This is a genomic window from Cellulomonas sp. JH27-2, assembly GCF_014837175.1.
Taxonomy (GTDB): Bacteria; Actinomycetota; Actinomycetes; order Actinomycetales; family Cellulomonadaceae; genus Cellulomonas.
The window spans coordinates 738,613-761,440 of sequence record NZ_JACYFR010000002.1 but is presented as its reverse complement, the minus strand read 5'-3'; the positions used below and the strand labels follow the sequence as shown (position 1 = coordinate 761,440).

Annotated in this window: 23 protein-coding genes; 16 read left to right on the top strand and 7 right to left on the bottom strand. The window is 72.6% G+C overall.

All coding sequences use genetic code 11. The annotated features are described in order from the left end of the window. Nucleotides 1-128: 128 nt before the first annotated feature. Nucleotides 129-1,127: an SDR family NAD(P)-dependent oxidoreductase gene (locus IC607_RS08465; RefSeq protein WP_191786885.1), complete on the bottom strand. Its 999-nt coding sequence runs from the start codon at nucleotides 1,125-1,127 to the stop codon at nucleotides 129-131. Continuing rightward, nucleotides 1,124-1,699 (bottom strand): DUF2231 domain-containing protein, encoded by a 576-nt coding sequence (locus IC607_RS08460; protein ID WP_191786884.1) that lies wholly within the window; start codon nucleotides 1,697-1,699, stop codon nucleotides 1,124-1,126. Before IC607_RS08460 ends, IC607_RS08465 begins: the two co-directional genes overlap by 4 nt. Nucleotides 1,700-1,925: 226 nt before the next feature. Between IC607_RS08460 and IC607_RS08455 the strand changes: the two genes are divergently transcribed. Genes IC607_RS08455 through IC607_RS08445 form a run of 3 tightly spaced genes read left to right on the top strand, consistent with a single transcriptional unit; the run spans nucleotide 1,926 to nucleotide 3,843 of the window. Further along, entirely contained in the window at nucleotides 1,926-2,330 is a 405-nt protein-coding gene (locus tag IC607_RS08455; RefSeq protein WP_191786883.1) for an STAS domain-containing protein, read from the top strand. A 21-nt stretch (nucleotides 2,331-2,351) separates the two neighbouring features. Next, nucleotides 2,352-3,107, top strand: coding sequence for a GAF and ANTAR domain-containing protein (locus tag IC607_RS08450; RefSeq protein WP_191786882.1), 756 nt, complete (start codon nucleotides 2,352-2,354; stop codon nucleotides 3,105-3,107). Next, entirely contained in the window at nucleotides 3,100-3,843 is a 744-nt protein-coding gene (locus tag IC607_RS08445) for a GAF and ANTAR domain-containing protein (protein ID WP_370526092.1), read from the top strand. The genes IC607_RS08450 and IC607_RS08445 overlap by 8 nt, the downstream gene beginning before the upstream one ends. A 9-nt stretch (nucleotides 3,844-3,852) precedes the next feature. On the opposite strand, the gene IC607_RS08440 is transcribed toward IC607_RS08445, so the two are convergent. Then, nucleotides 3,853-4,281, bottom strand: a complete 429-nt coding sequence (locus IC607_RS08440; RefSeq protein WP_191786880.1) for a hypothetical protein — start codon at nucleotides 4,279-4,281, stop codon at nucleotides 3,853-3,855. Between the two features lie 398 nt (nucleotides 4,282-4,679). Between IC607_RS08440 and IC607_RS08435 the strand changes: the two genes are divergently transcribed. After that, entirely contained in the window at nucleotides 4,680-4,838 is a 159-nt protein-coding gene (locus IC607_RS08435) for a hypothetical protein (protein ID WP_191786879.1), read from the top strand. Here the strand turns inward: IC607_RS08435 and IC607_RS08430 are convergent. Together IC607_RS08430 and IC607_RS08425 are read right to left on the bottom strand one after the other, a co-directional pair. After that, complete coding sequence (locus IC607_RS08430) at nucleotides 4,835-4,990, bottom strand: hypothetical protein (protein ID WP_191786878.1); 156 nt, start codon at nucleotides 4,988-4,990, stop codon at nucleotides 4,835-4,837. The two genes, IC607_RS08435 and IC607_RS08430, sit on opposite strands and share 4 nt — an antisense overlap. A gap of 5 nt (nucleotides 4,991-4,995) precedes the next feature. Continuing rightward, nucleotides 4,996-5,742 carry a GAF and ANTAR domain-containing protein gene (locus tag IC607_RS08425; RefSeq protein WP_191786877.1) on the bottom strand — a complete coding sequence of 249 codons (747 nt, stop codon included), beginning with the start codon at nucleotides 5,740-5,742 and terminating at the stop codon, nucleotides 4,996-4,998. A gap of 260 nt (nucleotides 5,743-6,002) precedes the next feature. Between IC607_RS08425 and IC607_RS08420 the strand changes: the two genes are divergently transcribed. From IC607_RS08420 to IC607_RS08390, 7 genes are read left to right on the top strand one after another with little or no spacing between them, the layout of a single operon-like run. Then, nucleotides 6,003-7,007: an acyl-CoA desaturase gene (locus tag IC607_RS08420; RefSeq protein ID WP_191787076.1), complete on the top strand. Its 1,005-nt coding sequence runs from the start codon at nucleotides 6,003-6,005 to the stop codon at nucleotides 7,005-7,007. Between the two features lie 37 nt (nucleotides 7,008-7,044). Next, nucleotides 7,045-8,241 (top strand): zinc-dependent alcohol dehydrogenase, encoded by a 1,197-nt coding sequence (locus IC607_RS08415; RefSeq protein WP_191786876.1) that lies wholly within the window; start codon nucleotides 7,045-7,047, stop codon nucleotides 8,239-8,241. A 60-nt stretch (nucleotides 8,242-8,301) separates the two neighbouring features. Then, complete coding sequence (locus IC607_RS08410; RefSeq protein WP_191786875.1) at nucleotides 8,302-9,306, top strand: manganese catalase family protein; 1,005 nt, start codon at nucleotides 8,302-8,304, stop codon at nucleotides 9,304-9,306. Further along, nucleotides 9,303-10,313 carry an iron-containing redox enzyme family protein gene (locus IC607_RS08405; RefSeq protein ID WP_191786874.1) on the top strand — a complete coding sequence of 337 codons (1,011 nt, stop codon included), beginning with the start codon at nucleotides 9,303-9,305 and terminating at the stop codon, nucleotides 10,311-10,313. Before IC607_RS08410 ends, IC607_RS08405 begins: the two co-directional genes overlap by 4 nt. Then, on the top strand, nucleotides 10,310-10,519 hold the full coding sequence (locus tag IC607_RS08400) for a CDGSH iron-sulfur domain-containing protein (protein ID WP_370526091.1): 210 nt from the start codon (nucleotides 10,310-10,312) through the stop codon (nucleotides 10,517-10,519). The genes IC607_RS08405 and IC607_RS08400 overlap by 4 nt, the downstream gene beginning before the upstream one ends. Beyond that, nucleotides 10,516-11,130 (top strand): hypothetical protein, encoded by a 615-nt coding sequence (locus IC607_RS17825; RefSeq protein WP_225224575.1) that lies wholly within the window; start codon nucleotides 10,516-10,518, stop codon nucleotides 11,128-11,130. Before IC607_RS08400 ends, IC607_RS17825 begins: the two co-directional genes overlap by 4 nt. Then, a complete protein-coding gene (locus IC607_RS08390; RefSeq protein ID WP_191786872.1) occupies nucleotides 11,127-11,903 on the top strand; it encodes a glycosyltransferase family 2 protein in 777 nt (258 codons plus the stop codon). The genes IC607_RS17825 and IC607_RS08390 overlap by 4 nt, the downstream gene beginning before the upstream one ends. Nucleotides 11,904-11,940: 37 nt before the next feature. Here IC607_RS08390 and IC607_RS08385 read toward each other — a convergent pair whose 3' ends face one another. Together IC607_RS08385 and IC607_RS08380 are read right to left on the bottom strand one after the other, a co-directional pair. Continuing rightward, complete coding sequence (locus IC607_RS08385) at nucleotides 11,941-13,329, bottom strand: pyridoxal-dependent decarboxylase (protein ID WP_191786871.1); 1,389 nt, start codon at nucleotides 13,327-13,329, stop codon at nucleotides 11,941-11,943. Next, nucleotides 13,326-14,708 (bottom strand): MFS transporter, encoded by a 1,383-nt coding sequence (locus IC607_RS08380; RefSeq protein ID WP_191786870.1) that lies wholly within the window; start codon nucleotides 14,706-14,708, stop codon nucleotides 13,326-13,328. Before IC607_RS08380 ends, IC607_RS08385 begins: the two co-directional genes overlap by 4 nt. Before the next feature lie 105 nt (nucleotides 14,709-14,813). Between IC607_RS08380 and IC607_RS08375 the strand changes: the two genes are divergently transcribed. The 5 genes from IC607_RS08375 to IC607_RS08355 all read left to right on the top strand — a co-directional run bounded on the left by IC607_RS08375 (nucleotide 14,814) and on the right by IC607_RS08355 (nucleotide 22,777). Beyond that, the gene (locus IC607_RS08375; protein WP_191786869.1) at nucleotides 14,814-16,289 is read left to right on the top strand and encodes a DUF3375 domain-containing protein; all 1,476 of its coding nucleotides are present in this window, start codon (nucleotides 14,814-14,816) and stop codon (nucleotides 16,287-16,289) included. Next, nucleotides 16,282-16,959 (top strand): DUF4194 domain-containing protein, encoded by a 678-nt coding sequence (locus IC607_RS08370; protein WP_191786868.1) that lies wholly within the window; start codon nucleotides 16,282-16,284, stop codon nucleotides 16,957-16,959. Before IC607_RS08375 ends, IC607_RS08370 begins: the two co-directional genes overlap by 8 nt. Continuing rightward, nucleotides 16,956-20,333: an ATP-binding protein gene (locus IC607_RS08365; protein ID WP_191786867.1), complete on the top strand. Its 3,378-nt coding sequence runs from the start codon at nucleotides 16,956-16,958 to the stop codon at nucleotides 20,331-20,333. Before IC607_RS08370 ends, IC607_RS08365 begins: the two co-directional genes overlap by 4 nt. Before the next feature lie 72 nt (nucleotides 20,334-20,405). Further along, nucleotides 20,406-20,825 (top strand): ChaB family protein, encoded by a 420-nt coding sequence (locus tag IC607_RS08360; RefSeq protein ID WP_191786866.1) that lies wholly within the window; start codon nucleotides 20,406-20,408, stop codon nucleotides 20,823-20,825. Nucleotides 20,826-20,983: 158 nt separating this feature from the next. Beyond that, nucleotides 20,984-22,777, top strand: coding sequence for a fibronectin type III domain-containing protein (locus tag IC607_RS08355; RefSeq protein WP_191786865.1), 1,794 nt, complete (start codon nucleotides 20,984-20,986; stop codon nucleotides 22,775-22,777). Nucleotides 22,778-22,828 lie beyond the last annotated feature (51 nt).

Here is a 22,828-nt window from a genome sequence, read left to right as displayed (position 1 = left end):
GCAGCGGTGCCGGACCGCATGGTCCGACATAACGGACGGTATGTCGGGCCACGGGTTCCTGCCACTCAGGATGGACGAGACCCTCCCGGGGCCGATGGCGGCCCTCCGTGTCTCGGGACGGGGAACCGTCAGAGCCCGGTGGGCGGGGCCGCGCGGCGCAGCCGTCGGCCCACGACGAGCGCCGCGACGCCCGCGGTGGCCACGCCCACCGGCCGAAGCCAGTGCCGCCCCCAGGTCCCGTGAACGGCCTCGCCCGACGGGGTGGGGTTCCACAGGTTGCCCGGCCGCGGCGACACGTGGCCGCGCGACAGCCCGCCGGCGTACATGGCCGGCCGGACGATCCGGTCGTACACCCCCGGCAGGAGCCGGAAGCCCGCGGCGGCGACGGGGTTCGCGATCCCGACGGACGCCGTGCGGCGCGGGCGGTCCAGGACGCGGACGATCGCCCGGGCGACTGCCTCGGGCCTGCTCACGGGGGGCGGGGGCCGCCCGGTGTGGCCGCCGTACGCGCCGGCCTGGGAGTACACGGGCGTGTCGACCGCGCCCGGGCTGATCACGGAGACGTGGACGCCGCGCATCCCGCGGGCCTCGATCTGCAGGGTGCGCGCCAGGCCGTGCACCGCCCACTTGCTGGACACGTACGTGCTCATCCACGGTGTCGCGATCCTGCCCAGCAGCGACCCGACGATGACGACGTGGCCGCCACGCTGCTCGGCGAACGTCGCGAGCGCGCTGCGGGCGACGTTCGCCGTGCCGAGGAAGTTCACCGCCACCACGCGGTCGAAGGCCTCCGCAGGCACGACGTCGAAGCGCCCGTAGGCCACGACCGCGACCGTGGTCACCACCGCCGCGACCGACCCGTGGTCCGCCCTCGCGCGCGCCAGCAGCTCGTCGATCGAGGCGCGGTCGGTCACGTCGGCGGGCACGACGGACACCCGCAGGTCGGGCACGCCGTGGCGGTCGGCGATCGACCGGCACTCGGCGGCGACGACCTCCAGGGTGGTGCCGGAGCGGGAGGCGAGCACAAGGCTCCGACCGCGAGCCGCGAGCCTGTGGGCGGTGGCGCGCCCGATCCCGCTGGACGCGCCGACGACGACGACCGCGCCCTCTCGGTCGGCCGCCCTCACGGGGACTCGGGTTCGGGGTCGGGCTCGGTGGTGGACGGCTGCTGGTCGTGCGGGGAGCCGAGGACCAGGGTCAGGTGGCCGCCCAGGTATGCGCTGGCCCCGGCGAGGGTGCCCGCGGCGAGGCTGACGGCGACGGCTGGCCGGCGTATGCCGCGCCGGCGGAGCGCCCAGGACCCGACGTAGAGCGCGAGGGCGCCCGAGTTGAGGGCCGCGTGCAGCGCTCCGACGGCCCGGACGCGCTCGCCGCCGCGGCGCCAGTCGGCGAGACCGGTCAGTGCGGCCGGCGCCGCCGCCAGGATCCCCAGCCCCAGCAGCCGATCCGCAGACCGGCCGTCGTCGGATCCGGCGACGTCCAGCACGCAGCTGCTCAACCACAGGCCGACGGGGATGTCGGTGAGCGCGGGGTGCGCCGCGTGCCCGAGCGGCTCGCCCCGCAGAAGGGCGTTCCAACGGGGTGCAGACGTCAACGCGTCGGCGACCGGCCGCAGGGCACGCGCCGCCGACGCGATCGAAGGGGACGACTCGGCTGCGGCCGCGAGCCGTCGCGGCAGAGGAGTCGGGTGGTGATCCATGGTGATCCCGTCCAGGAGAGCCTGGGGCGGGCCGGGTCCGGACCCACGTCGAGCATCTCAGGCGGCGCCGGATCCCGCCGGTCGAGGTGTCGTCGTGGGCGGAGCGTACGCACCTTCGCGGAGCCAGCCCGTTGCTACCACCAGGCATCGCGCCTAGCGTCGAGGTGACTGCTCTGATCCCCGGCAGCGTTCGTGCCCGACGACTCGCTCCCGATGGGATGTTGTGATGAGCACTGAGCTGACCCCGGACGACGACCGGACCTCCGACGACGGGACCGCGTCCACGGTGCGGGTCGTCGTGGCCCACGAGCCGGGTGGGACGGTCGTCCTGCGCCTCGTCGGCGAGGCCGACGCCCTCGTCGCCGATGACATGCGCCGCGAGCTCTGCGCGGCGCTGCGGGCTCGCCCCTCTCCGGTCGCCCTCGACCTCTCCGAGCTCGCCTTCTGCGACCTGGCCGGGCTCCTGGCCATCGGGACCTGTGTCACGCAGGCCCACGAGCTGGGCTGCGCGGTCGAGCTGCGCAACGCCACCGACGTCCTGACCTGGCTCGACGAGACCACTCGCGACTCGCACGGATCGTGGCTGCGCGGGCTCGCTGTTTCGTCGCTCTTGACGGACCATGAGACATGACGCGACGGGCGGTTCGGCCCCGTGGGTGACCTGCGGAGCGTCTTCGTCGACTCGATGACCGGTGCGCCCAGCGCCCTCGAGGCAGCCGATCGACTCTGCCGCGCGTGCGTCGACGTCCTGGGCGTCGACGGCGCGTCGATCTCCCTGACCGACGGGTTCACGACGCAGGGCACGTTCGGGTCCAGCGGCCCGCTGAGCCGACGCCTGGACGAGTACCAGTTCACCTTCGGTGAGGGTCCCTGCCTCGACGCGATGCGCTCGGGCCTCCCGGTCCTGGCCGCGGACCTGGCCGCCTCCGCCGAGGCTCGATGGCCCGCGTTCCGCGATGCCGTGCTGAGTGCGGGCATCAACGCCGTGTTCGCGCTGCCCGTGGGGGAGCGGGGACACCCCTTCGGGGCGCTCGACCTCTTCAACAAGCAGCGGGGATCGCTGTCCGACAGCGAGCTCGACGGCGGTCTGCTTGCCGCCGAGCTGGCCGCCGTCCCGTTGCTGGAGATGATGGGCGCGACCCGCGAGCTGGCGAGCTCCGCCGAGGCCGAGCAAGGGTGGGACCAGCTGGCGTCGTTGGAGCGGGTCGAGGTGTACCAGGCGACCGGCATGATCATCGCGGCGCTGAACGTGAGTGCGGAGGACGCGCTGGTCCGGCTGCGGGCCTACGCGTACATGCGCGGGATGACGGCGAACGACGTCGCATGGCAGGTGCTGGACCGCACGGTGGATCTCAACGACGAGGGCTGGGGCGGTGCCGGCTCGGCGGGAGAGGATGACCGTGGCTGAGGGTCGCGAGGAGAAGGTCGTGCAGGCGTTCGTCGAGATCGCCGAGGGACTGGCGCGGGGGGTCGACGCCTTCGACCTGCTGGACCGGCTCGCGCACAACTGCGTCGAGATCCTCGACGTGGCGTCCGCGGGCCTGCTCCTCGCCGACGAGCACGGGGCGCTGCACGTGCTCGCCGCGTCGTCGCAGGCGGCTCGCGAGCTCGAGGTGTTCCAGGTGCAGCGCGACGAGGGACCCTGTCGCGACGCGTACCACGCCGGAGCCCGGGTCGACGTGCCCGACCTGACCGCCCAGGCCGACCGGTGGCCGGAGTTCGTCGAGGCGGCCCTGCGCGCGGGGTACCAGAGCCTGCACGCGGTGCCCTTGCGGCTGCGGGCCAGCATCCTGGGCGCCATGGGTCTGTTCGGCTCGCGCGTCGGCGCGATGGACGAGGCCGACCACGCCGTCGCCCAGGCCCTCGCCGACGTCGCCAGCGTGGCGCTCGTCCAGGAACGCGTGAGCGCCGACCAGACCGCCCTGGCGTCACACCTGCAGGCGGCGCTGTCGAGCAGGATCGCCATCGAGCAGGCCAAGGGTGTCATCGCGTACGCGGGCGACCTGGAGGTGGGCCAGGCGTTCGAGCGCCTGCGCCGGTACGCCCGCGACCACAACCTGCGCCTGACGGACGTCGCGGCGGCCGTGGTCGCGCGCCGGCTGACGTCGGGTGCGGTGCTCGCGCACGCCGGCGCGGAGGGCTGACGTCCCGGCCTACCGGGGCCACGCCAGGAGCACGCACAGGGTCCGGTCGCCCTTGGCGCCGCTCAGCGTCGACCGCGCGACGGCCTCGAGGCCGCGGACCTCGTACCGTCGCAGCTCCTTCTCCACGACCCGGGCCCAGCTCGTCGGCAGGTACCCGAGCGGCTGGCCGCCGCGCGAGGCGACCGAGACGCGTCGGCCGGCGTCCAACGACAGCACGGCGTCGAGCCGGCCCAGCAGGTCGACGCTGAGGCCGTGCACGTCCTGGACCCGCTCGTCGAACCCGACGACGCGGACGGTCACGTGACCGGCGCCGGACGGAAAGGGTGTGGGGAGCAACCGGGCGCGCGTCCGTCGAGGCGACGGTGCCGGTGCGGGCCGTCGCGGGGTCGCGGACCGCGGCGCGCGGATGTGGGTGGTCAGCTCGGTCAGGTCAGACATGTGGGTGCCTCCGGTGGGGGCACCGCGCCAGGCTGCCGCGGGGGCGGTCACGTGAGCACGGTGCGACGACGATCGTCGGGCGCGAGCGCTGAGCGTCGCGCTGGTCGGCGTCGGGCGGTGCTTCCTACCCCCGGCTGGTTCGGGTCCACCGACGGACCCGCTCCTCGGACGTTAGGCCGCGTCGACGACGCTCGCCACTCGGAGGGGACGCCCCCGTCAGGCCCACCCGCCGAGGTGCGCCTCGACGTCGGGTGCCCCACGGATCACGCGGCAGTCCGGGGTGCGCACCTCACGCACGGGGAAGAGGTGGGGATCGCCGTGCCGCGCGCCTGGCCGCAGCCCGTCGCGACGTCACTCGGAACGAGGCGGGCACGACGGACCAACGTCGGGACGCCGGGATGCGCGCCGACGCAACCCGCCAGCAGGTCGACGCCCCCGGCTTCCGAGCCGGCAAGCAGCGGTCGATCGCTCAGCACCAGCAGGTCGACCTCGGCGCCCGCGGCGACCATGGCCGGGAGCAGCGCGGCGTAGTCGTCCGGGAGCCCGCGGCGTCCTAGGTGCGCGAGCGGGACCGGACGACCACCCAGCCGACGAGGCTGATCACCAGGAGCGCGATCCCGATCCAGAGCAGCACCTTCGCGGCGGTGACGGCGATGCCGAGGACCACCAGGACGACGGCGACGATGATGAGGACGAGCCAGAGTGCCATGGGGGTCAGGGTGTCCGGTCGTGGAAGGTGCCGGCTCGGACGGGCGCGCCCGAGACCGCCTCGACGATCGAGACCGCGACGTCGCGGAGCTTGACGTTGCGGTGCTGCGACGCGCTGCGCAGGATCTTGAGCGCCTCGTCCTCGTTGCACCTGTTCTGCGCGATGATCACGCCGATCGCCTGATCGATGACCGCGCGCGACGCGAGCGCCGAGCGGAGGTCGGCGTTGAGCTCGGCCTGGTCGGCGCCTCGGAGGTAGAGGTGGGTGGCGCGCGCGATCTCGTCGGCGTAGAGGCCGGCGAGCGTCAGCGCCTGCTCGTCCCATGGGTCGGGGGTCGGGGCGTACAGGTTGAGCGCGATCTCGACGCCGGGGCGGACCTCACGAGGAATTGCGGCGACGGCGACGAAGCCGCGCTCGAGCGCGGCTGCACGCCAGGCCGGCCATCGGGTATCCGCCCGCAGATCGCCCGCCACGATGACCTCGCGGGTGTCGATCGACTCCAGGCACGGACCGTCCTCGTGCGCGTACTGGACCTCGTCGCACACCGCGGCGAGCTCGTCGCTCGCGGCGACCGCGTTGGGCTTGCGCTCGCGCCGGACGGTGACCGTGGCCGACGTCCCCGCGCCGGCGCGTCGGGCTGCGGCGATCGCCGCACCTTCGATGAAGTGCTGGAAGACGGGCACCTCGAGGAGCAGAACCTGGAGCTCGCTGACGAGAGTCGCATGTGGACGATCGTCCATGTCAGTGTCCATGTGCATCTCCTACGTCCGAAGACCGGTGGCCGGACCGGTCCGTCCGTCAGCGACGACCCTACGTCGGAGTCGTAGGCGCGACATCTGGACGGGACGCCGCCCTCCCGGTTGCGGGACCGACCACCTGGGCTACCGTTGAAGCCAGGTCCGGACCCTGGCCCCCCGCTCTGCCGTCGAAGGCAGAAGACGTAGGAGCCACCGTGACGACAGATGTATCGACAGGCCGCCGGGCAGCGCAGGACTTCACCCAGCTGACGGCGATGGTGCAGGCCCAGGGCCTTCTGACGCGGACGTACGCCCGCTACTGGACGCGGTTCGCAACGCTCAACGTTGTGCTGGTAGGCGTCGCCGCGGCGTTCTTCTGGATCGGCGACAGCTGGTGGCAGCTGGTGGTGGCCGCCGTGCTGGCGGTGGTCCTGGGTCAGGTGATGTTCCTGGGGCACGATGCCGCGCACCGCCAGATCTTCCGCTCGGGCTCGTGGAACGACTGGGCCAGCCTGGTGATCGCGAACTTGTACGCCGGGATGAGCTACGGCTGGTGGCAGCACAAGCACAGCCGCCACCACGCCAAGCCCAACACACTCGGCGCGGACGGAGACATCGCCGCCGACGTCATCGTCTTCAGCACGGCGAACCTCGACCGCGCGCGAACGGGCGCCGCCGGCTGGTTCGCCCAGCGCCAAGGCTGGTTGTTCTTCCCGCTTCTCCTGCTGGAGGGGCTGAACCTGCACGTCACGGGCGTGCGCAGGCTGGTGCGACGTCCGCCGGTCAAGCGCCGCGCCGTCGAGATTGCCTTCCTGTCCCTGCGGCTCGGCGGATACGTCGCGGTCGTGCTGTGGTTCCTGCCGCTCGGTCTCGCTGCCGCCTTCCTCGGCGTCCAGCTGGGTCTGTTCGGCGTGTACATGGGTGCCTCCTTCGCTCCGAACCACAAGGGGATGCCCATCGTGCCGGCCACGCTCAAGATCGACTTCCTGCACCGCCAGGTGCTGCTCAGCCGCAACATCTCGGGTGGCCGGCTGGTCGACCTCTTCATGGGTGGCCTCAACCACCAGGTCGAGCACCACCTGTTCCCCAGCATGCCGAGCTCGAGGCTGCGGGCGGCCGCCCCCATCGTGCGGCAGTTCTGCGCCAGCCGGGACATCCCCTACACCGAGACGAGCCTCCTGCGCTCCTACTCGATCGTCGTGCGCTACCTCAACGAGGTCGGCCTCGCCTCGCGCGACCCGTTCCAGTGCCCCTTGGTCGCCCAGCGGCTCGCGGCATGACGCCCCAACCTTCACCGATCGACGAGAGCAGGACGACGTGCGCGCACTGACCTGGCAAGGCATCGAGAAGGTGAGCGTGGAAACCGTTCCCGACCCGCGCATCGAGCAGCCCACGGATGCGATCGTGCGAGTCACCTCGACCGCGATCTGCGGTTCGGACCTGCATCTCTACAAGGTCCTCGGGATGTACCTCGACGCGGGCGACGTCCTGGGCCACGAGGCAATGGGCGTGGTGGAGGAGGTGGGACCCGACGCGGGCAGCCTCGCCGTCGGGGACCGAGTGGTCATCCCCTTCAACATCTCGTGCGGGACGTGCTGGATGTGCGCGCGCGGCCTGTTCGCGCAGTGCGAGACCACGCAGGTCCGTTCGCAGGGTACGGGCGCGTCGCTCTTCGGGTTCAGCAAGCTGTACGGCCAGGTCCCCGGCGGGCAGGCTGAGCTCCTGCGCGTCCCGCAGGCGCAGTTCGGCCCCGTCGTGGTGCCGGACGACGGGAGCCCCGACGAGCGCTACCTGTACCTCTCCGACGTCGCGCCCACCGCGTGGCAGGCGGTGGAGTACGCGCAGATCCCGCCCGGTGGCTCCGTCGTCGTCGTCGGGCTCGGCCCGATCGGGCAGCTGGCCGCACGGATCGCCGCACACCGGGGAGCTGGGACGGTGATCGGCCTCGACCTGGTGCCCGAGCGCCTCGAGATGGCACGGCGGCACGGGATCGACGTCATCGACATCGGTGCGGTCGACGACGTCGCATCCGCCGTCAGGGACCTGACCGACGGCCGTGGACCGGACTCGACGATCGACGCCGTGGGCCTGGAGGCCCACGGTTCGCCGGTCGCGTCGGCTGCCCAGAAGCTCGTCGGGCTGCTGCCCGACGCCGTCGCGAAGCCCTTGATCGACAAGGCGGGGGTCGACCGCCTGTCGGCGCTGCTCACCGCGTTCGACCTCGTCCGCCGCGGCGGGACCGTGTCCATCTCCGGCGTCTACGGAGGTGCGGTCGACGGGCTGCCGATGATGCAGCTGTTCGACAAGGGGCTCACCCTGCGCATGGGCCAGGCGAACGTCAGACGGTGGATCGACGACCTGATGCCGCTCGTGCAGGATCCGAGCGATCCACTCGGGGTCCTCGACCTTCGCACCCATCGGCTGCCGCTCGACGAAGCCCCGGCGGCCTACGAGATGTTCCAGAAGAAGCAGGACGGCTGCATCAAGGTCGTCCTGGACCCGGCGGCCGCCTGACGGTCGTACCGACGCGCCGGCCCGACGCCCGTCGAGCCGTCCCCGAGCGAGGGAACGACCATGTATCTCCACGTGCAGCGCCTCATCAACGACATCGTCGCCGACGAGCCAGACCCTTCGGCCGCCAACGCGCTCCAAGAGGGGCTCGGCGGCCAGTTCGGCGAGATGCGGACGATGATGCAGTACCTGTTCCAGAGCATCAACTTCCGTGGGCCGGCGGCGAAGCCGTACCGGGACCTCCTGCAGGGCGTGGGGACCGAGGAGATCAGTCACGTCGAGCTCATCGGGACGACGATCGCGCGGCTGCTCGACGGCTCGCCGCGCTACAACGGGAAGAAGTCCGATCCGCTCGACACGCCCGGTGGCGGCGGTGCGACCCCTCTGCGGCCGGCGCTCGACGAGGGCAACATCCACCACTACCTGGTCGCGTCCCAGGGCGCCCTGCCGGTGGACTCGGCCGGCAACCCCTGGAGCGGGTCCTACGTCTACAACTCCGGCAACCTGGTGCTGGACCTGCTGTACAACCTCATGCTCGAGTCGACGGGTCGCCTGCAGAAGTGCCGGATCTACGAGATGACGGCCAACAAGACCGCCCGCTCCACCGTCGCGTACCTGATCGTGCGGGACCAGGCGCACGAGAACGCCTACGCCAAGGCACTGGAGACCCTGGGCGTCGACTGGGCGAAGGTGCTGCCCATCCCGAAGACGAACGCCGAGCGGTTCCCCGAGGTGAAGAAGCTCGTGGACCTGGGACTGCAGAGCAAGCAGTACTCGTTCGACCTGACCGCCTCCTCCGAGGCGGGCCGGATCTTCCAGGGCATGTCGCCGTCGAAGGACGGCACCTCGCTCGACGCGAGCGAGCAGGCGCCGGAGGGCGTGCCCTCGACCATCGCCGAGGAGCGCTTCGAGGAGTTCAGCCCAGGGGTGGACGAGGAGCTGCTGGCACTCATCCAGGCGACGGCCGACCTCGAGATGGCGGAGGTCCAGCCCCTCTACGGCCCGGTCGAGCCCGCAGATCCTGCGGCGGGGAAGTCCGCCGCCACGAGCAGACGGAGTGATGGATGAAGTTGCCCCACCCCCGCGGCCCCCTGAGCGCGACCCTCGACGACGTGCTGTACGCGCAGCCCGGATCGGGTGCGCGGCTCGCCGAGGCGGCGCGTCTGGCGCTGGAGTCGGCGTCGGACGTGGTCACGGACGACGATGTCCAGCTGTCCCTCTACGTGATGTACGAGCTGGCGTACCGCGGGTTCGACGACGTGCCGCCGGACTGGGAGTGGGATCCCGACCTCCTGCACGCTCGAGCGCTCGTCGAGCACTCGTTCGAGCGGGAGCTGCGTGGGCGGGTCGAGGTGCCTCGTGGGATCGCGCCCGACCGCGCCTCCGTCGCGGCGGCGTTGTTCGCGATGACGGCTCCCACGCCCGGTCCGAGCGTCGCTCGGTTCGTCGCCAAGCGCGCTTCACGCCGCCAGCTGGAGGAGTTCCTCGTACTGCGCTCGATCTACCAGCTCAAGGAGGCGGACCCGCACACCTGGGCGATCCCGCGCCTCACGGGTCGGCCCAAGGCCGCGCTGGTCGAGATCCAGGCCGACGAGTACGGCGGCGGCGTGGCGGACCGCATGCACTGCGCGCTGTTCGGGCAGACCATGCGCGGTGCCGGGCTCGACGCCGACTACGGCACGTACGTGGACCAGATCCCCGCGGTCACCCTCGCCGGGACCAACCTGATGTCGCTGTTCGGGCTCCATCGCCGCCTGCGGGGCGCCACGGCAGGGCACCTGGCAGCGTTCGAGATGACGTCGTCGCTGCCCAACCGCCTGTACGGCGACGGATTCCGTCGCCACGGGTTCGGCGCGGCGACGACCCTCTACTTCGACGAGCACGTCGAGGCCGACGCCGTCCACGAGCAGATCGCCGGCCGTGAGCTCGCGGGCGAGCTCGCGCAGCAGGAGCCCGAGCTGTGCGGCGACATCCTGTTCGGGGCCGCCGCTTGCCTGTACCTGGATGACCTCGTCGGCGAGCACACGCTGTCCGCATGGGCCGCAGGCGTCTCCGCGCTCCGGGTGGGACCGTGACGTCGGATGCGGTGCCCCAGCGGGCGACCATCGTCGCCTGCCCCGACGGTCCGATCCTGGTCCGGGGCGATGTCGCCATCGTGGACGACGACGGCGTACCGATCCCTCGCCGCCGCAGCACGGTCGCGCTGTGCAGGTGCGGTGCCTCGGCGATCAAGCCGTACTGCGACGGCACCCACAAGGCGATCGACTTCAGGGCACCGTGAGCGGCGCACAGCGCGGTGCGGTGCGCCGCGCGTCGGACGCGGGCGAGACGCGGCGCCATCCGCTCGTGCGTGCCGATGTCGTGCGCGCAGCAGCAGGGCTGAGCGTGCTGGTCGCCGCGCTGTGGATCGGTCCGGTCGCGGCGGCGCTCCTGACCCTCGTGCTCGCCGGCACCTTCGTCCCGAGGTGGCTGGAGGCACCGGCCTGGCTCGACGTCTCCTATGGCGTCGCGCTGCTGTGCGCAGCGTGGGCAGGGGTGCTCGGACTGTATGAACAGGTGGGCTGGCTCGACCTCGCGGTCCACCTCGCCGCGACAGGTCTGGCTGCGCTCGTCGCGCAGCTGGCGATCGTGCGCGCTCGGCTGGTGTCCTGGCCCACCGTCGGCGGCACCCGTCGTGACCGGGTCGGGATGGTGCTCGTCACGACGACGGTCGGCGCCGCGCTGGCGGTGGCCTGGGAGATCGCCGAGTGGTCCGGGCACCGGTTCCTCGACCCGACCATCCACGTCGGCTACGACGACACCATCAGCGATCTGGCGGCGGGTGTCACGGGATCCTTCCTGGCCGGACTTCTGGCCGTCGTCGTCGCCCGACGGGACGAGAGGCTCCCGTGACCGGCACGCCGCCCGTCACCGTCTCCGTGGTGATCCCCGTCCGTGACGACGCCCGTGAGCTGGCTGGCTGCCTGTCCCTCCTGCGCGGGCAGGTGGTGGCGCCGTTCGAGGTGATCGTCGTCGACAACGCCTCACGGGACGACTCGGCCGCGGTCGCGGCGCGCTACGGCGCTCGTGTCGTCGTCGAACGGCGCCCGGGCATACCGGCCGCAGCCTCGGCGGGGTACGACGCCGCGCGGGGCGACGTCATCGCCCGGCTGGACGCGGACTCGCGTCCGGGCCCGTCGTGGGTCGCGCGGATCGCTGACCGGATGAGCGCCGACCCCACGCTCGACGCGGTGACGGGCGGGGGCCGCTTCCTCGACCTGCCCTTCGGCATCGGGGCGGTGGTGTGCGCCGCCTATCTCGGCTCCTACTACGCCATGGCGCACCTGGCTCTCGGCCACACGGCCCTGTGGGGTTCCAACATGGCGCTGCGCCGCAGCGCGTGGACGGCGGTCGAGGGCGGCGTGCGCCGGTTCGACCCGGAGGTGCACGACGACCTCGACCTCGCCTTCGCGTTGGCCCCGCCCTTCCGTGTGCGGCTCGACCTGGGCCTCGTCGTCGGCGTCTCGGCTCGCTCGTTGCGCGGGAGCGATCAGCGTGCTCGGCGGGTACGGCGGGCGTTCAAGACGCTGCGGGTCAACTGGTCGCACCGGCCGCCCTGGGTCCGGTGGCGTGATCGGGCCTGCGCCGGAGGCCGCAGCCCGTCCTCCGTTCGACGAAGGGCGTAGGCCGTCCCGCGTCCCCGGACGCAGCACGCCGTGCGCGCTACCCGACCGCCGGGTCGATCGCAGCCTGGAGCACCTGGATCAGTGCCGGGCGGACGACGTCACCGGGCATGGCTTCCAGCGTGGCCATGACCTCTGCGAGATCCTCGGGCAGACCGTCGGAGAGGACACGAGCCACCAGACCGGGGTCGGGCGCGGGGGCCGACCGGCCGCGCACCTCGTCCGCCGACGCCGCGAGCGCATCAGCGAGCTCCGCCACGACGGACCCCGTCACGGCCGTCAGAGTCAGGTGTGCCGTGCGGGGCAGGACGGTGCCGTCGGGCTGGGTCATCGCGGGCTGGCACTGCGCGAGCCAGCCGCGCCGTCGCAGCGCGTCGACCAGGTGGAACGGGTCGACCCCACCGTCGTCGGCGAGTGCCAGCAGGGGCCCGGTGGGGGAGCCGACGACCCGCAGGCCCGAGATGCCCGCGACGGCGTCGGCCAGCGTGCTCGCGGCCGCGCGCGTGCGGGCGACGAGCTCGGCATACCCCTCGTCTCCCAGCGCCTCACCAACGGCCCAGGCGGCGGCCATCGCCCCAGCGGCGCGCGAGCCGAGCATCGTCGGGTTCACGACCGGATAGCCCGGCCACGCGGTCGTCGCGAAGTACTGCGCGGCGTGCCGTTCGCGGCCGCGGTGCAGCACGACGGATGCCCCCTTGGGCGCGTACCCGTACTTGTGCAGGTCCGCAGACAGGGACGTCACGCCGGGGACGGCGAAGTCCCACGGCTCGACGCCGCCCCACCAGGGCAGCACCCACCCGCCGATGCAGGCGTCCACGTGGCACGCGACACCGCGGGCTGCCGCCCCGGCGGCCACGTCGGCGATCGGGTCGATCACGCCGAACGGGTAGCTGGGCGCGGAGACCACCGCGAGCGCCGCGCGGTCGCCGAGGCCGTCGAGCGCCGCCAGGACGTCGGAGGCTGCGACGGCGCCCGTCGCCACCGAGACCGGCACCGCGACGACGTCGAGGTCCAGGTACTGCGCGGCCTTGTGGAACGCCGGGTGTGCAGTGGTGGGCAGGACGATCGCGGCGCGGGCCGTCGCGCGAGCGGGATCAGCGGCCCGCCAGAGCTCGCGTGCCGCCTTGACCGCGAGCACGCAAGACTCGGTGCCGCCGGAGGTGACGGATCCGACGACGTCGTCGCCGCCGTGGAACAACGTCCGGGCGCGGCCGACGAGCGAGCTCTCGAGCGCGGCGACCGAGCGGAAGGTGGTCGGGTCCAGGCCGTTGACCGGCAGGAACGCGGTCGCGGCCTGCTCGGCCAGGGCGTCCAGGTCGGCGCGGCCGGAGTCGTAGACGTAGGCCAGGACGCGCCCGCCGTGCGTGGGCGGGTCCTGCGCGCGCAGGGCAGCGAGCTCGGCCAGGACGTCGTCGGTGGAGCGGGTCACGCGGGAACCTCCGTGGGGTGGTCGACGACGTCGGCCGTCAGTCGGTAGCGGCTCAACGGTACGAGGCTCGCGACGGCGAGCAGTGCGGGCAGGGCAGAGAAGGCGATGACGATGCCCGTCATCGCCGAGCCGGGCTGGGCGACGACCTCGTCGCCCGTGCGGGACACGAACCCGGTGACAGCCAGCAGCCCCAGCACCAGCGTCGGCCCCAGCGCCAGGCCCGCGGTCTCGCCCGCGGTCCAGACCCCGCCCAGGACGCCGGCGCGATCGACGCCGCGCTCGCGGGCGTCGACGGCGGCGACGTCGGGCAGCATCGCGAGCGGGTACAGCTGCATGCCGGCGTAGGCGACGCCCGCGACGGCCACCGGGGCGTACACCCACGGGCCGGGCGACCAGCACAGGACGACGAGCGTCGCGGTCGCGACCGCGAACAGCACGGACGAGCCGACGAGCGCCCGCTGCTTGCCGACGCGGCGCGCGAGCCGCGTCGCGAGCGGCATGACGACGAGCGCGGGTGCGACCAGCGCCACGAACAGGTACGTCACGGCGTCCTCGGAGCCGAGCGTGTACGTCGCGACGTACTGGGCCGTCGCGAGCATCGCGCCCGTGGCCAGCGCCTGCAGCACGAAAGTCCCGAGCAGCGCCCGGAAGGCGCGGAGCTCGCGCAGAGCCGCCAGCCCGGCGTGCAACGCCTCGCCGCGCCGCTGTGGTCGGGGTGCGGCGACGACGTCGTCGGCCGGTGCGTCCACGGCCGCGCGCCGCGGCGCACCCCACCACGCGGCGAGCATGCCGAGCCCGACGACGATGCCGCACACCAGCCCCATGACGGCGTACCCGGCACGTCCGCCACCGGCGGCGTCACGGATCAGCGGACCGCCCGCGCCGAACGCGAGGATCGCGACGGCGAGCACCGCGATCCGCGGTGCGAGCAGCCGCGTGCGCGCGGCGTACGTGGGCGCGATCTCCGCGGGCAGTGCGATGTACGGGACCTGGAACAGGCTGTACGCGGTTGCGGTCGCCAGGAACGTCACGACGACCCAGAAAGCCGCCCAGGCGCCGTCGAGCGCGCCGGGCGTCGCGAACATCGCCGCGAACAGCAGCGGTACCGTCAGCGCGCCCGCCAGCAGGAACGGCCGTCGGGACCCGCGCCGCGCCGCGGACGCGTCGGACCGCGCGCCGACGAACGGGTCGATGATGACGTCCCACACCTTGGGGACCGTGACCACGAGCCCGGCGACGCCCGCGGCGACGCCGAGCGTGTCGGTGAGGTAGTAGGCCAGCACGAGACCCGGCAGCGTGCCGAACCCGCCCGTGCCGACCGAGCCCAGCGCGTAGCCGGTCAGGGTGCGGCGGGGGATCGCGTCGTCGGGATGGCCCATGGCGCGCATCATGCACGCACCGGCGCCCCGCGAGGGAATCCTCCGCGCACCGGCTGCCGTGTCGCGGTTCGGGGCGCACGCCACCGCGCCCTAAGGTGTCCCGCGATGATCACTCGTGCCGAAGGGGCGTATCTCGGCGCCGTCCGGGCCTTCCAGAACCCGATGCTGGACCTGTTGCACAAGCGGCACGCGCCGCTGGTCGTCTCCATGCTCTCGGTCGTGTTCACGGTCGAGCGCCCCACGGTCCCGGTCGCCGACGCGCACACGGAGGTCGGCGACGCGCTCGACCAGCTGCGCGCCGCGGGCTACGAGGACAACCTGCCGGTGGGCTCGGCACGCGACCTGTGCCGCCAGTGGGCGGACGCGGGGTGGCTGTTGCGCCAGGTCGTCGACGACGACGTCGAGGTCTACCGGCTGTCGGCCCACGCCGTCGGCGCGCTCGAGGTCGCGGGCCGGGCCGGTGGCGTGCGGGCACGGGTCTCGCAGTCGCGCGTGCGGACGCTGCTCGACGCGGTCGAGCGCCTCGCGCAGGACGCCGACCCGGACGTGCTGGTGCGGATGGCACGGATCGACGCGGAGATCGTCCGTCTCAAGGTCGAGCTGGACCGCATCCAGCGCACGGGGACGGTCGACGAGGTCGACGACGAGGTGCTGCTCGAGGAGGCCGAGAACGTCCTGCACCTGGTGCGCGAGCTGCCTGCGGACTTCGCCCGGGTGGCCGAGTCCATCAAGGCGATGCAGCGCGACGTCGTCCTGGCCCTGCGCCAGGACGAGCGGCCCACGGGGGAGGTGCTGCGCGAGTACCTGCAGCGCGGCGAGCAGGTCATGGACGCGACGCCCGAAGGGCGCGCGTTCGCGGGTGCGCTCCGGCTGATCGGCGATCCGCAGAGGCTCGACGAGCTGTCCGACCAGCTCGACGTCGTGCTGCGGCATCGCTTCACGTCGCGCATGACGCCCACGCAGCGCGCGGAGCTGGCCGAGCTGGGGCGGCGCATCGAGCACGGCCTCGACCAGGTCTTCACCGCGCAGCGCGAGGCGTCGTACGTCATCACCGCGCAGGTGCGCAACCACGACCCGCTGCGCGACCGCGAGGTCGACGACCTGCTGCGCGACGTCATGGGCGGCCTGCAGGCGTGGATGCCCAGCGCTCGACGAGGGCAGGCGGTGGACCCGCTGCGTCGGCTGCCCGTGGCGGAGGTAGACCACCTGCGCCAGACGGCTGGCGAGCTGCGTCCGCCGCAGCCGCCCGAGCCGCTGGCCGACTGGGACGACGACGCCGGCCCCGACGTCTCGTCGGACGAGGCGCGCGCGTGGGGCGGGCCGCAGTACGGCGCGCTCGGCGCGCACCTGGCGGGATTCGCCGACGAGGAGGGGTGGGTCGACCTGGCGGCGGCTTTCGAAGCCGGGCCCGAGTCGCTGCGGCGGCCCGTCGACCTGCTGGGCCTGCTGGAGATCGCCGACCGGCACGGCATGACCGAGACCGGTGACGTCGCGTACGTGGAGGCGGTGCGGCCGGACGGTACGCGGCGCCGCTTCGCCTTCGGCGGCGTCACGACGAGGACGAAGGACGACGATGACTGAGCAGAGTGACGGGTTCATCACGCCCGTCTCGATGGAGGAGGACCCCGACGAGCTGTTCGCGGGCGACTCCGGCACCCTGGACGCCGACGTGCGCACGGTCCTGGTTCGGCTCCTGCAGCGCCGCGTCCTGGTGGCCGACAAGAGTCCTGCCCAGTGGCGCACGCTGCTGGCCACCCAGCAGGTGATCGAGTCGCGGCTGCACGACCTGTTCGTGCACCTGGTCGTCGACCACGAGCGCGGCATCGCCTACAAGCGCCAGGTCCGCTCCGCCGAGCTCGACGTCCCCGTCCTCCTGCGCGACGACGCCTACTCGCGCGCCGAGACGCTCGTCCTGGTCCACCTGCGCACCGTGTTCCAGCGTGAGCGAGGAGCCGGCGAAGCGTCCGTGCGCATCGATGTCGAGGAGATCGAGCAGACCGCCCTGACCTACTTCGACGCCGACGAGACCAACATCGCGACCCAGCAGCGGGAGATCCGCGGGGCCGTCGCGCGCCTGGCCAAGGAGGGCATCCTCGAGGAGGAGTCGGAGGGTCGGTTCCGGGTGACGTCCCTGGTCGAGGTGGTGCTGAGCAACGAGCGCCTCGGCGAGCTGCGCACGTGGCTGACGTCGCAGGGGCAGGCCGAGACCTCTCAGGACGCGGAGCCCGAGGCCGTGGAGGTGAACCGATGACGATGGTGGACACGCTGTTCGGGCTGGTGCCCGCGACCTCGTCGGGCCAGCAGTGGGTGGCCCGCGACCTGCAGCTCGTCAACTGGGGCGGCTACGACGGGTACCACCCGGTGCGCCTGGCGTCGTCGGCCACGCTGCTGTCCGGCGGGTCCGGGTCCGGCAAGTCGACCCTCATGGACGCGTACATCGCCCTGCTCATGCCGCACACCACGCCCTTCAACGGCGCGTCGAACGGCGGCGTCGTCGGGCGCCCGCGCGGCAAGGACCAGCGCAACATCCTGTCCTACGCGCGCGGCAAGCTCGACGAGTCGCGCACGGAGGACGGCACCCGGGAGCGCGTGCTGCGCGGCGACGGGCAGGACACGTGGTCGGCGATCGCCATGACGTGGGTCGACCAGTCCGGGCAGCGTCTGACGGCCGTGCGCGGCTGGTACGTGCCGGCCGCGGCCCGCACGCTCGACGACGTGGTCGCCGTCCGCGCCACGTGCGACGACGAGTTCGACCTGCGCGAGCTGGAGCGTGCGGTCCCGCAGCGGCTCGGCCGCGCCGGGGTGACCGCGCTCGGGTTGACGTGCTTCGAGACCGACCGGGAGTTCACGGCACGCCTGCACTCGTCGCTCGGCATCGGGGCGTCGGGCGACGGGCACAAGGCCGTCGCGCTGCTGGCCCGCATCCAGGCCGGTCAGCAGATCACCACGGTCGATGCCCTGTACAAGTCGATGGTCCTCGAGGAGCCGGACACGTTCGCCACGGCCGACGCCGTCGTCGAGCAGTTCGACAAGCTCACGGGCACACGGGACCAGATGATCACCGCGCGACAGCAGGTGACGGCGCTCGAACCGATCGCCGGGCACCGGCAGGCCATCGAGGAGGCCACCGACCGCCTGCAGGTGATCGACCACATCGGTGGGATGGGGGACCGGACGAGCCCTGCGGGTCTCTGGCGCAACGAACGCCGCATGGGCCTGCTGCGCGAGGTCGAGCGCGACCTGCAGCACCGCCATCGTGCCGCGGACCGGCTCGCTGCGGAGACGCAGGCGCGCATCGCCGCCGCGAAGTCGGACCTGGACGGGGTCAAGGAGACCCTGTGGGCTGCCGGCGGCGACCGGCTCGCGACCGCGCAGCGCGAGCTCGCCGGGCTCGAGGCGCGGCTGGCCGACGTCACCCGGACCCGCGCACGCCTCGACGACGCATTGCGATCGATTCCCGACACGCAGGTCGGGACGGAGGCCGACATGGCCGCGCTGGCCGACCGAGCGAGCGCCGCGCTGGCCGACACGGCGGCGCAGCGGTCCGCCAAGCGGGCGCTGTTCGAACCCATGGCAGCGGCTCGGGAGGCAGCCGCCGAGGTCGAGACCCTCACCACCGAGCGGGCGTCCGTCGCAGCGCGCAGGGACAACATCCCGGAGGCACTGCACGTCGCGCGGGCCATCCTGGCGCAGGCGTCGGGGCTGTCGACCGACGACCTGCCGTTCGTCGGCGAGCTCGTCGAGGTGCGGACCGAGCACGAGCCGTGGCGTGCCGCGTTCAACCTGGCGCTCGGGAGCTTCGCCACCGTGATGCTCATCGACACCGCCCACCTGCGCGCCTTCCGCGCGGCCATCGACGCCGTCCCGACCGCCCGCCGCATCCGGTTCGAGGGCGTAGCCACGGGTCTGCGCGACGACGTCGCCCTCGACCAGCGCACGCTGCCCGGGCGCCTCGACTTCCGCGGCGGTCCGTTCACGGGCTGGCTGCGCAGCGAGCTGGCCTCGCGCTTCGGCTTCGTCTGCGTGGACACGCCCGGCGAGCTCTCGCAGCATGACAAGGGGCTGACGCGGTCGGGGCAGGTGTCGCAGGGGCGGCGCGGTGCGCACGGCGGCCAGGACGTCCGCAACGTCCTGGGCTTCACGACGACGCGGCGCCTGGCGGACCTCGACGAGCAGATCGCCCGGGCCGAGCACCGCCGGCAGGTGGCGACCGAGCAGCTCGCCGCCGCCGAGGAGGCGGCCGACCAGCACGACGCCATGATCCGCGCGTTCGGGCAGCTCGACGGGATCACGTGGGAGCAGGTCGATGTCGCCCGGGTGCGTGCCGAGCGCGACCGGTGGAGCGGGCTCGTCGAGAGCGTGACCGCCGGGAACCCCGAGGTCACCCGACTGCAGCACCGCGTCATGGAGCTCGAGGTGCTCGTCCAGACGCTGACCGAGGACCTGGGCCGGACCAAGGCCGAGGCCCGGTCGCTGGGCGAGCGGTGGTCCACGACGACCGACGAGGTCGACGACGCCCAGGGCGCCCTCGACGAGGCGGCTGAAGCCGGTACGACGGTGGGGCCGGAGCAGCAGCGGTACCTCGACGGCCTCGCCCCGGAGTCCCGCGACGACGGCGACGAGCGGCCGGTCCGTGACGTGTCGCCCGTCGACGCGCTCACCGAGTTCGACGCGGTCGTCGCGCGCGCGGGCGACGTGGTCCGTGCGGACCGGCAGGCAGCGGCGGCGAGCATCGGCGCGGCCCGCGACGCGCTGCGACGCACGTTCGAGACGTTCGTCGAGCGCTGGCCGGACCCGAACCTGGGCACCGACCCCGAGGCCTCGTACGCCGACTACGAGCGCATCCTGGCGGACCTGCAGGCCAACGGGCTGCACGAGCTCGAGGCGGACTGGCGCAAGAGCCTGCTCCGGCTGTCCGGCAACGACCTGACCGACCTGCACAACGGCCTGAGTCGGTCGGTGCGCGAGATCAAGGAACGCATCCGGCCGGTCAACGACATCCTCGCGGACCTGCCGTTCGCCGACGACGAGCACCGGCTGCGCATCGACGCGCGCGACACCCAGTCCACGGTGCTGGCCCGGTTCCGCAAGGAGCTGCGCGACCTGCGCGAGCTGCTGGCCACCGACGCGACGGACGCCGAGCGGGAACGCCGCTACCTGCGCATGGCCAAGGTCGTCGACCGGGTGCGGCGCTCGTCGCCCGACTTCGCCGACCTCGTCGACGTGCGGCGCCACGTGCGCCTCAGCGCGGAGAAGGTCGACCTCGACGGCAACCACGTGGCGCTCTACGACCACATCGGCGAGAAGTCCGGGGGAGAGTCGCAGGAGCTCGTCGCCTTCATCGTCGGCGCCGCGTTGCGCTACCAGCTCGGCGACGCGGGCGCGGAACGGCCCCGGTACGCGCCCGTGTTCCTCGACGAGGCGCTCATCAAGGCCGACGCCCGCTTCACCGGGCGAGCGGTCGGCGCCTGGCGCGGGCTGGGGTTCCAGCTCGTGATCGGAGCACCCAACGACAAGTTCGGCGCCCTCGAGCCGCACGTCGACGTCAAGTACGTGGTCCTCAAGGAGTCCTCGGGCCGCTCGCGCACCAAGCTGGTGGCCGGGGTTGCTGACCGGATTGACTGATCTGCCCGGTGGCGCCGAGCTGCTGCGCGCCGGACGATCGTCGGCAGGTCGTCGTGCGAGAGGAGCGGTCGGATGCCCAAGACGAGCAGGTCCGGTGCGGCCAAGCAGAGCGAGATCCCGGCGACGCTGCAGCGCTCGGACGCGAAGGCGCAGCGGACGTACGCGCACGCGTACGACGCGGCGATCGAGCAGTACGACGGCGACGAGGAGGCGGCCCACCGCGTGGCGTTCGCCGCGCTCAAGCACACGCACGAGAAGGTCGGGGACCGCTGGCGGCCCAAGGCGGAGAACGGCCCGTCGGACCAGCGTGCTGAAGAGGGGTACGGGTCGACGGCGCCGACCGCGGAGGGTGTGGACGCCAACGCGAGCAAGGCGCACCTGTACGGCGTCGCGCGTGAGCTCGAGATCGTGGGCCGTTCGCGGATGAGCAAGGCCGAGCTCGTCGAGGCGATCGAGAAGGAGAACGCGCGGCGCAGCCGCGCCGCCGGCTGAGGCTCTCGACTCGCCCGACGCGCCGGCCGGGTGTATCCGCGACGCGCCGGGCGAAGGATTCTTCGATCACAGGGTCGCGTGCGTACTGTGCATCGCCGCTCCCGGGTAGCACCGGGGCGGAGCACAGATGAACGCGCCACCCGAAGGATCCCGACCGCATGCCGACCACGCCCCGTGCTGGAGCGCGCCGCGCGCACAGCCTGCCGGTCCGGATCGTGCTGCGCCTGCTCGCTGTGGCGGTCGCCCTCGTCGTCATGGGGTTCGTGGTGGCGACGACGTCCTCGGCGACGCACCCCCTGGGCACGTCGACCTCCCTGCGCACGAGCGACGTGAGCCACCACTCGTTCCGGGTGGCGTGGGCGCCGGTGGAGAAGGCCCGCGGGTACGTCGTCACCGTGGCGACCGACAAGGCGTTCACGCACGTCGCCTGGCGCTCGCAGCGCCTGAGCGGGACGTCGGTCACGGTGAAGAAGGGCATCGACGAGCACACCCGGTACCACGTGCGCGTCGTGGCGGTCTCGGGCCCCAACCGCGGTCTGCCGTCCGCGAGCGTCAGTGCTCGCACCACCTGGCAGGCGCCGGGCGACACGTCGCGGCCCCAGGTGCGACGCGTCGACACGGCCGGTTTCACGGTCGCCTGGCCGGCGTCGGCGCGTGCCGAGTACTACGCCGTCCAGGTCGCGACCGACCAGAAGTTCACCAAGCTCGTGAAGACGGCGGTCGTCGACAAGCCGACGCTGACAGCCGCCGTACGTGACGGGCAGACGTACTTCGTGCGCGTCGTCCCGCAACGCCACGGGCTCAGCGCTCCCGCCGTCGTCGGCAGCGTGACCACACCGCTGAAGGTGCTCGGCAAGGTCGGCGAGCCGTTCGCCGAGCCGGTGTCCACGGACTCGATGACGGTGCGCTGGCCCGCGGCCACGAACGCGTCGGGCTACACGATCGCGCTCATGAAGACGCCGAGGTCGAAGGCCACGTGGACGACGACGAGCACGAAGGCCCAGGCGACGCTGACGGGTGTGAACCGCAAGAAGGCCGGTCTCGGCGCGGTGTTCTACCTCAAGGTCGTCGCCACCCGGTACGGGCAGACGCACACCACGTCGAAGGCCATCGCCACGACGCTGCTGCCCGGGAAGACGAGCAAGAAGGCCTCGTTCACCGCGAAGGTGTCGTCCTACAACCTGCTCAAGCCGAGCGAGACGGACGCCGAGCACCGCAGCTGGGAGAAGCGGTACACGGTCGCCGCCAAGGCGCTGCGCGGGCTCGACATCGTCGGGCTGCAGGAGACGCCGTGGAAGAAGTTCGACGGTGCTCGACCGGTGGTGAAGGTGGCGAAGGTCGCCAAGCTGTCGGTGGCGCGTCATCCGAAGAGCTCGAAGCCGTGCACGACGACGAGCGAGCCGATCCTGTACCGCAGGTCGAAGTTCACCGTGGTGGCGTGCGGCGTGCAGAAGGTATCCACGGGCAACCCGAAGCGGTACGCCTCCTGGGCGACGCTGAAGGAGAAGCGCAGCGGGCGTCTCGTCTTCGTCACCAACGCCCACCTCGTCGCGTATGCGGGGGCCGAGTCGTCGCGCGACCCGCGCGTGCAGAGGCTGCGCGCGAACGAGGCCAAGAAGCTTCTGTCGAGCATCAAGAAGCACAACACGCACCACGCGCCGGTCATCGTGCTCGGAGACCTCAACAGCTACGCCAACCGCGCGGCGGTGACCCCCATCGACGTCCTCGCCAAGGGCGGGTTCGTCAGCGCCGAGATGGTCGCACCGACGCGCCTCGACGCCGACGTCTCGTCGTTCCACGGGTTCTCCGCCCCCGCGAGCTCGGGGCGCCATCTGGACCACGTGCTCGTCGACTCCCGTTCCAGCGTCCTGCGGTACGCGGTGCGCGCGACGGACGCGAAGAAAGCGCCGTCGGACCACTTCCAGATCGTGGCCTCCGTCCGGGTGCACTAGGTCGCTACGATCTGCGTCGCCACGTCGTCGTCCTGACGCGGCCCGACGAGG

Coding starts and splice junctions, on each gene's coding strand:
- IC607_RS08460 (WP_191786884.1), bottom strand. CDS start 1,699: ATGGATCACCACCCGACTCCTCTGCCGCGACGGCTCGCGGCCGCAGCC.
- IC607_RS08365 (WP_191786867.1), top strand. CDS start 16,956: ATGACGATGGTGGACACGCTGTTCGGGCTGGTGCCCGCGACCTCGTCG.
- IC607_RS08430 (WP_191786878.1), bottom strand. CDS start 4,990: ATGGCACTCTGGCTCGTCCTCATCATCGTCGCCGTCGTCCTGGTGGTC.
- IC607_RS08420 (WP_191787076.1), top strand. CDS start 6,003: ATGGTGCAGGCCCAGGGCCTTCTGACGCGGACGTACGCCCGCTACTGG.
- IC607_RS08455 (WP_191786883.1), top strand. CDS start 1,926: ATGAGCACTGAGCTGACCCCGGACGACGACCGGACCTCCGACGACGGG.
- IC607_RS08435 (WP_191786879.1), top strand. CDS start 4,680: ATGCGCGCCGACGCAACCCGCCAGCAGGTCGACGCCCCCGGCTTCCGA.
- IC607_RS08410 (WP_191786875.1), top strand. CDS start 8,302: ATGTATCTCCACGTGCAGCGCCTCATCAACGACATCGTCGCCGACGAG.
- IC607_RS08370 (WP_191786868.1), top strand. CDS start 16,282: ATGACTGAGCAGAGTGACGGGTTCATCACGCCCGTCTCGATGGAGGAG.
- IC607_RS08360 (WP_191786866.1), top strand. CDS start 20,406: ATGCCCAAGACGAGCAGGTCCGGTGCGGCCAAGCAGAGCGAGATCCCG.
- IC607_RS08405 (WP_191786874.1), top strand. CDS start 9,303: ATGAAGTTGCCCCACCCCCGCGGCCCCCTGAGCGCGACCCTCGACGAC.
- IC607_RS08440 (WP_191786880.1), bottom strand. CDS start 4,281: ATGTCTGACCTGACCGAGCTGACCACCCACATCCGCGCGCCGCGGTCC.
- IC607_RS08375 (WP_191786869.1), top strand. CDS start 14,814: ATGATCACTCGTGCCGAAGGGGCGTATCTCGGCGCCGTCCGGGCCTTC.
- IC607_RS08425 (WP_191786877.1), bottom strand. CDS start 5,742: ATGGACACTGACATGGACGATCGTCCACATGCGACTCTCGTCAGCGAG.
- IC607_RS08380 (WP_191786870.1), bottom strand. CDS start 14,708: ATGGGCCATCCCGACGACGCGATCCCCCGCCGCACCCTGACCGGCTAC.
- IC607_RS08355 (WP_191786865.1), top strand. CDS start 20,984: ATGCCGACCACGCCCCGTGCTGGAGCGCGCCGCGCGCACAGCCTGCCG.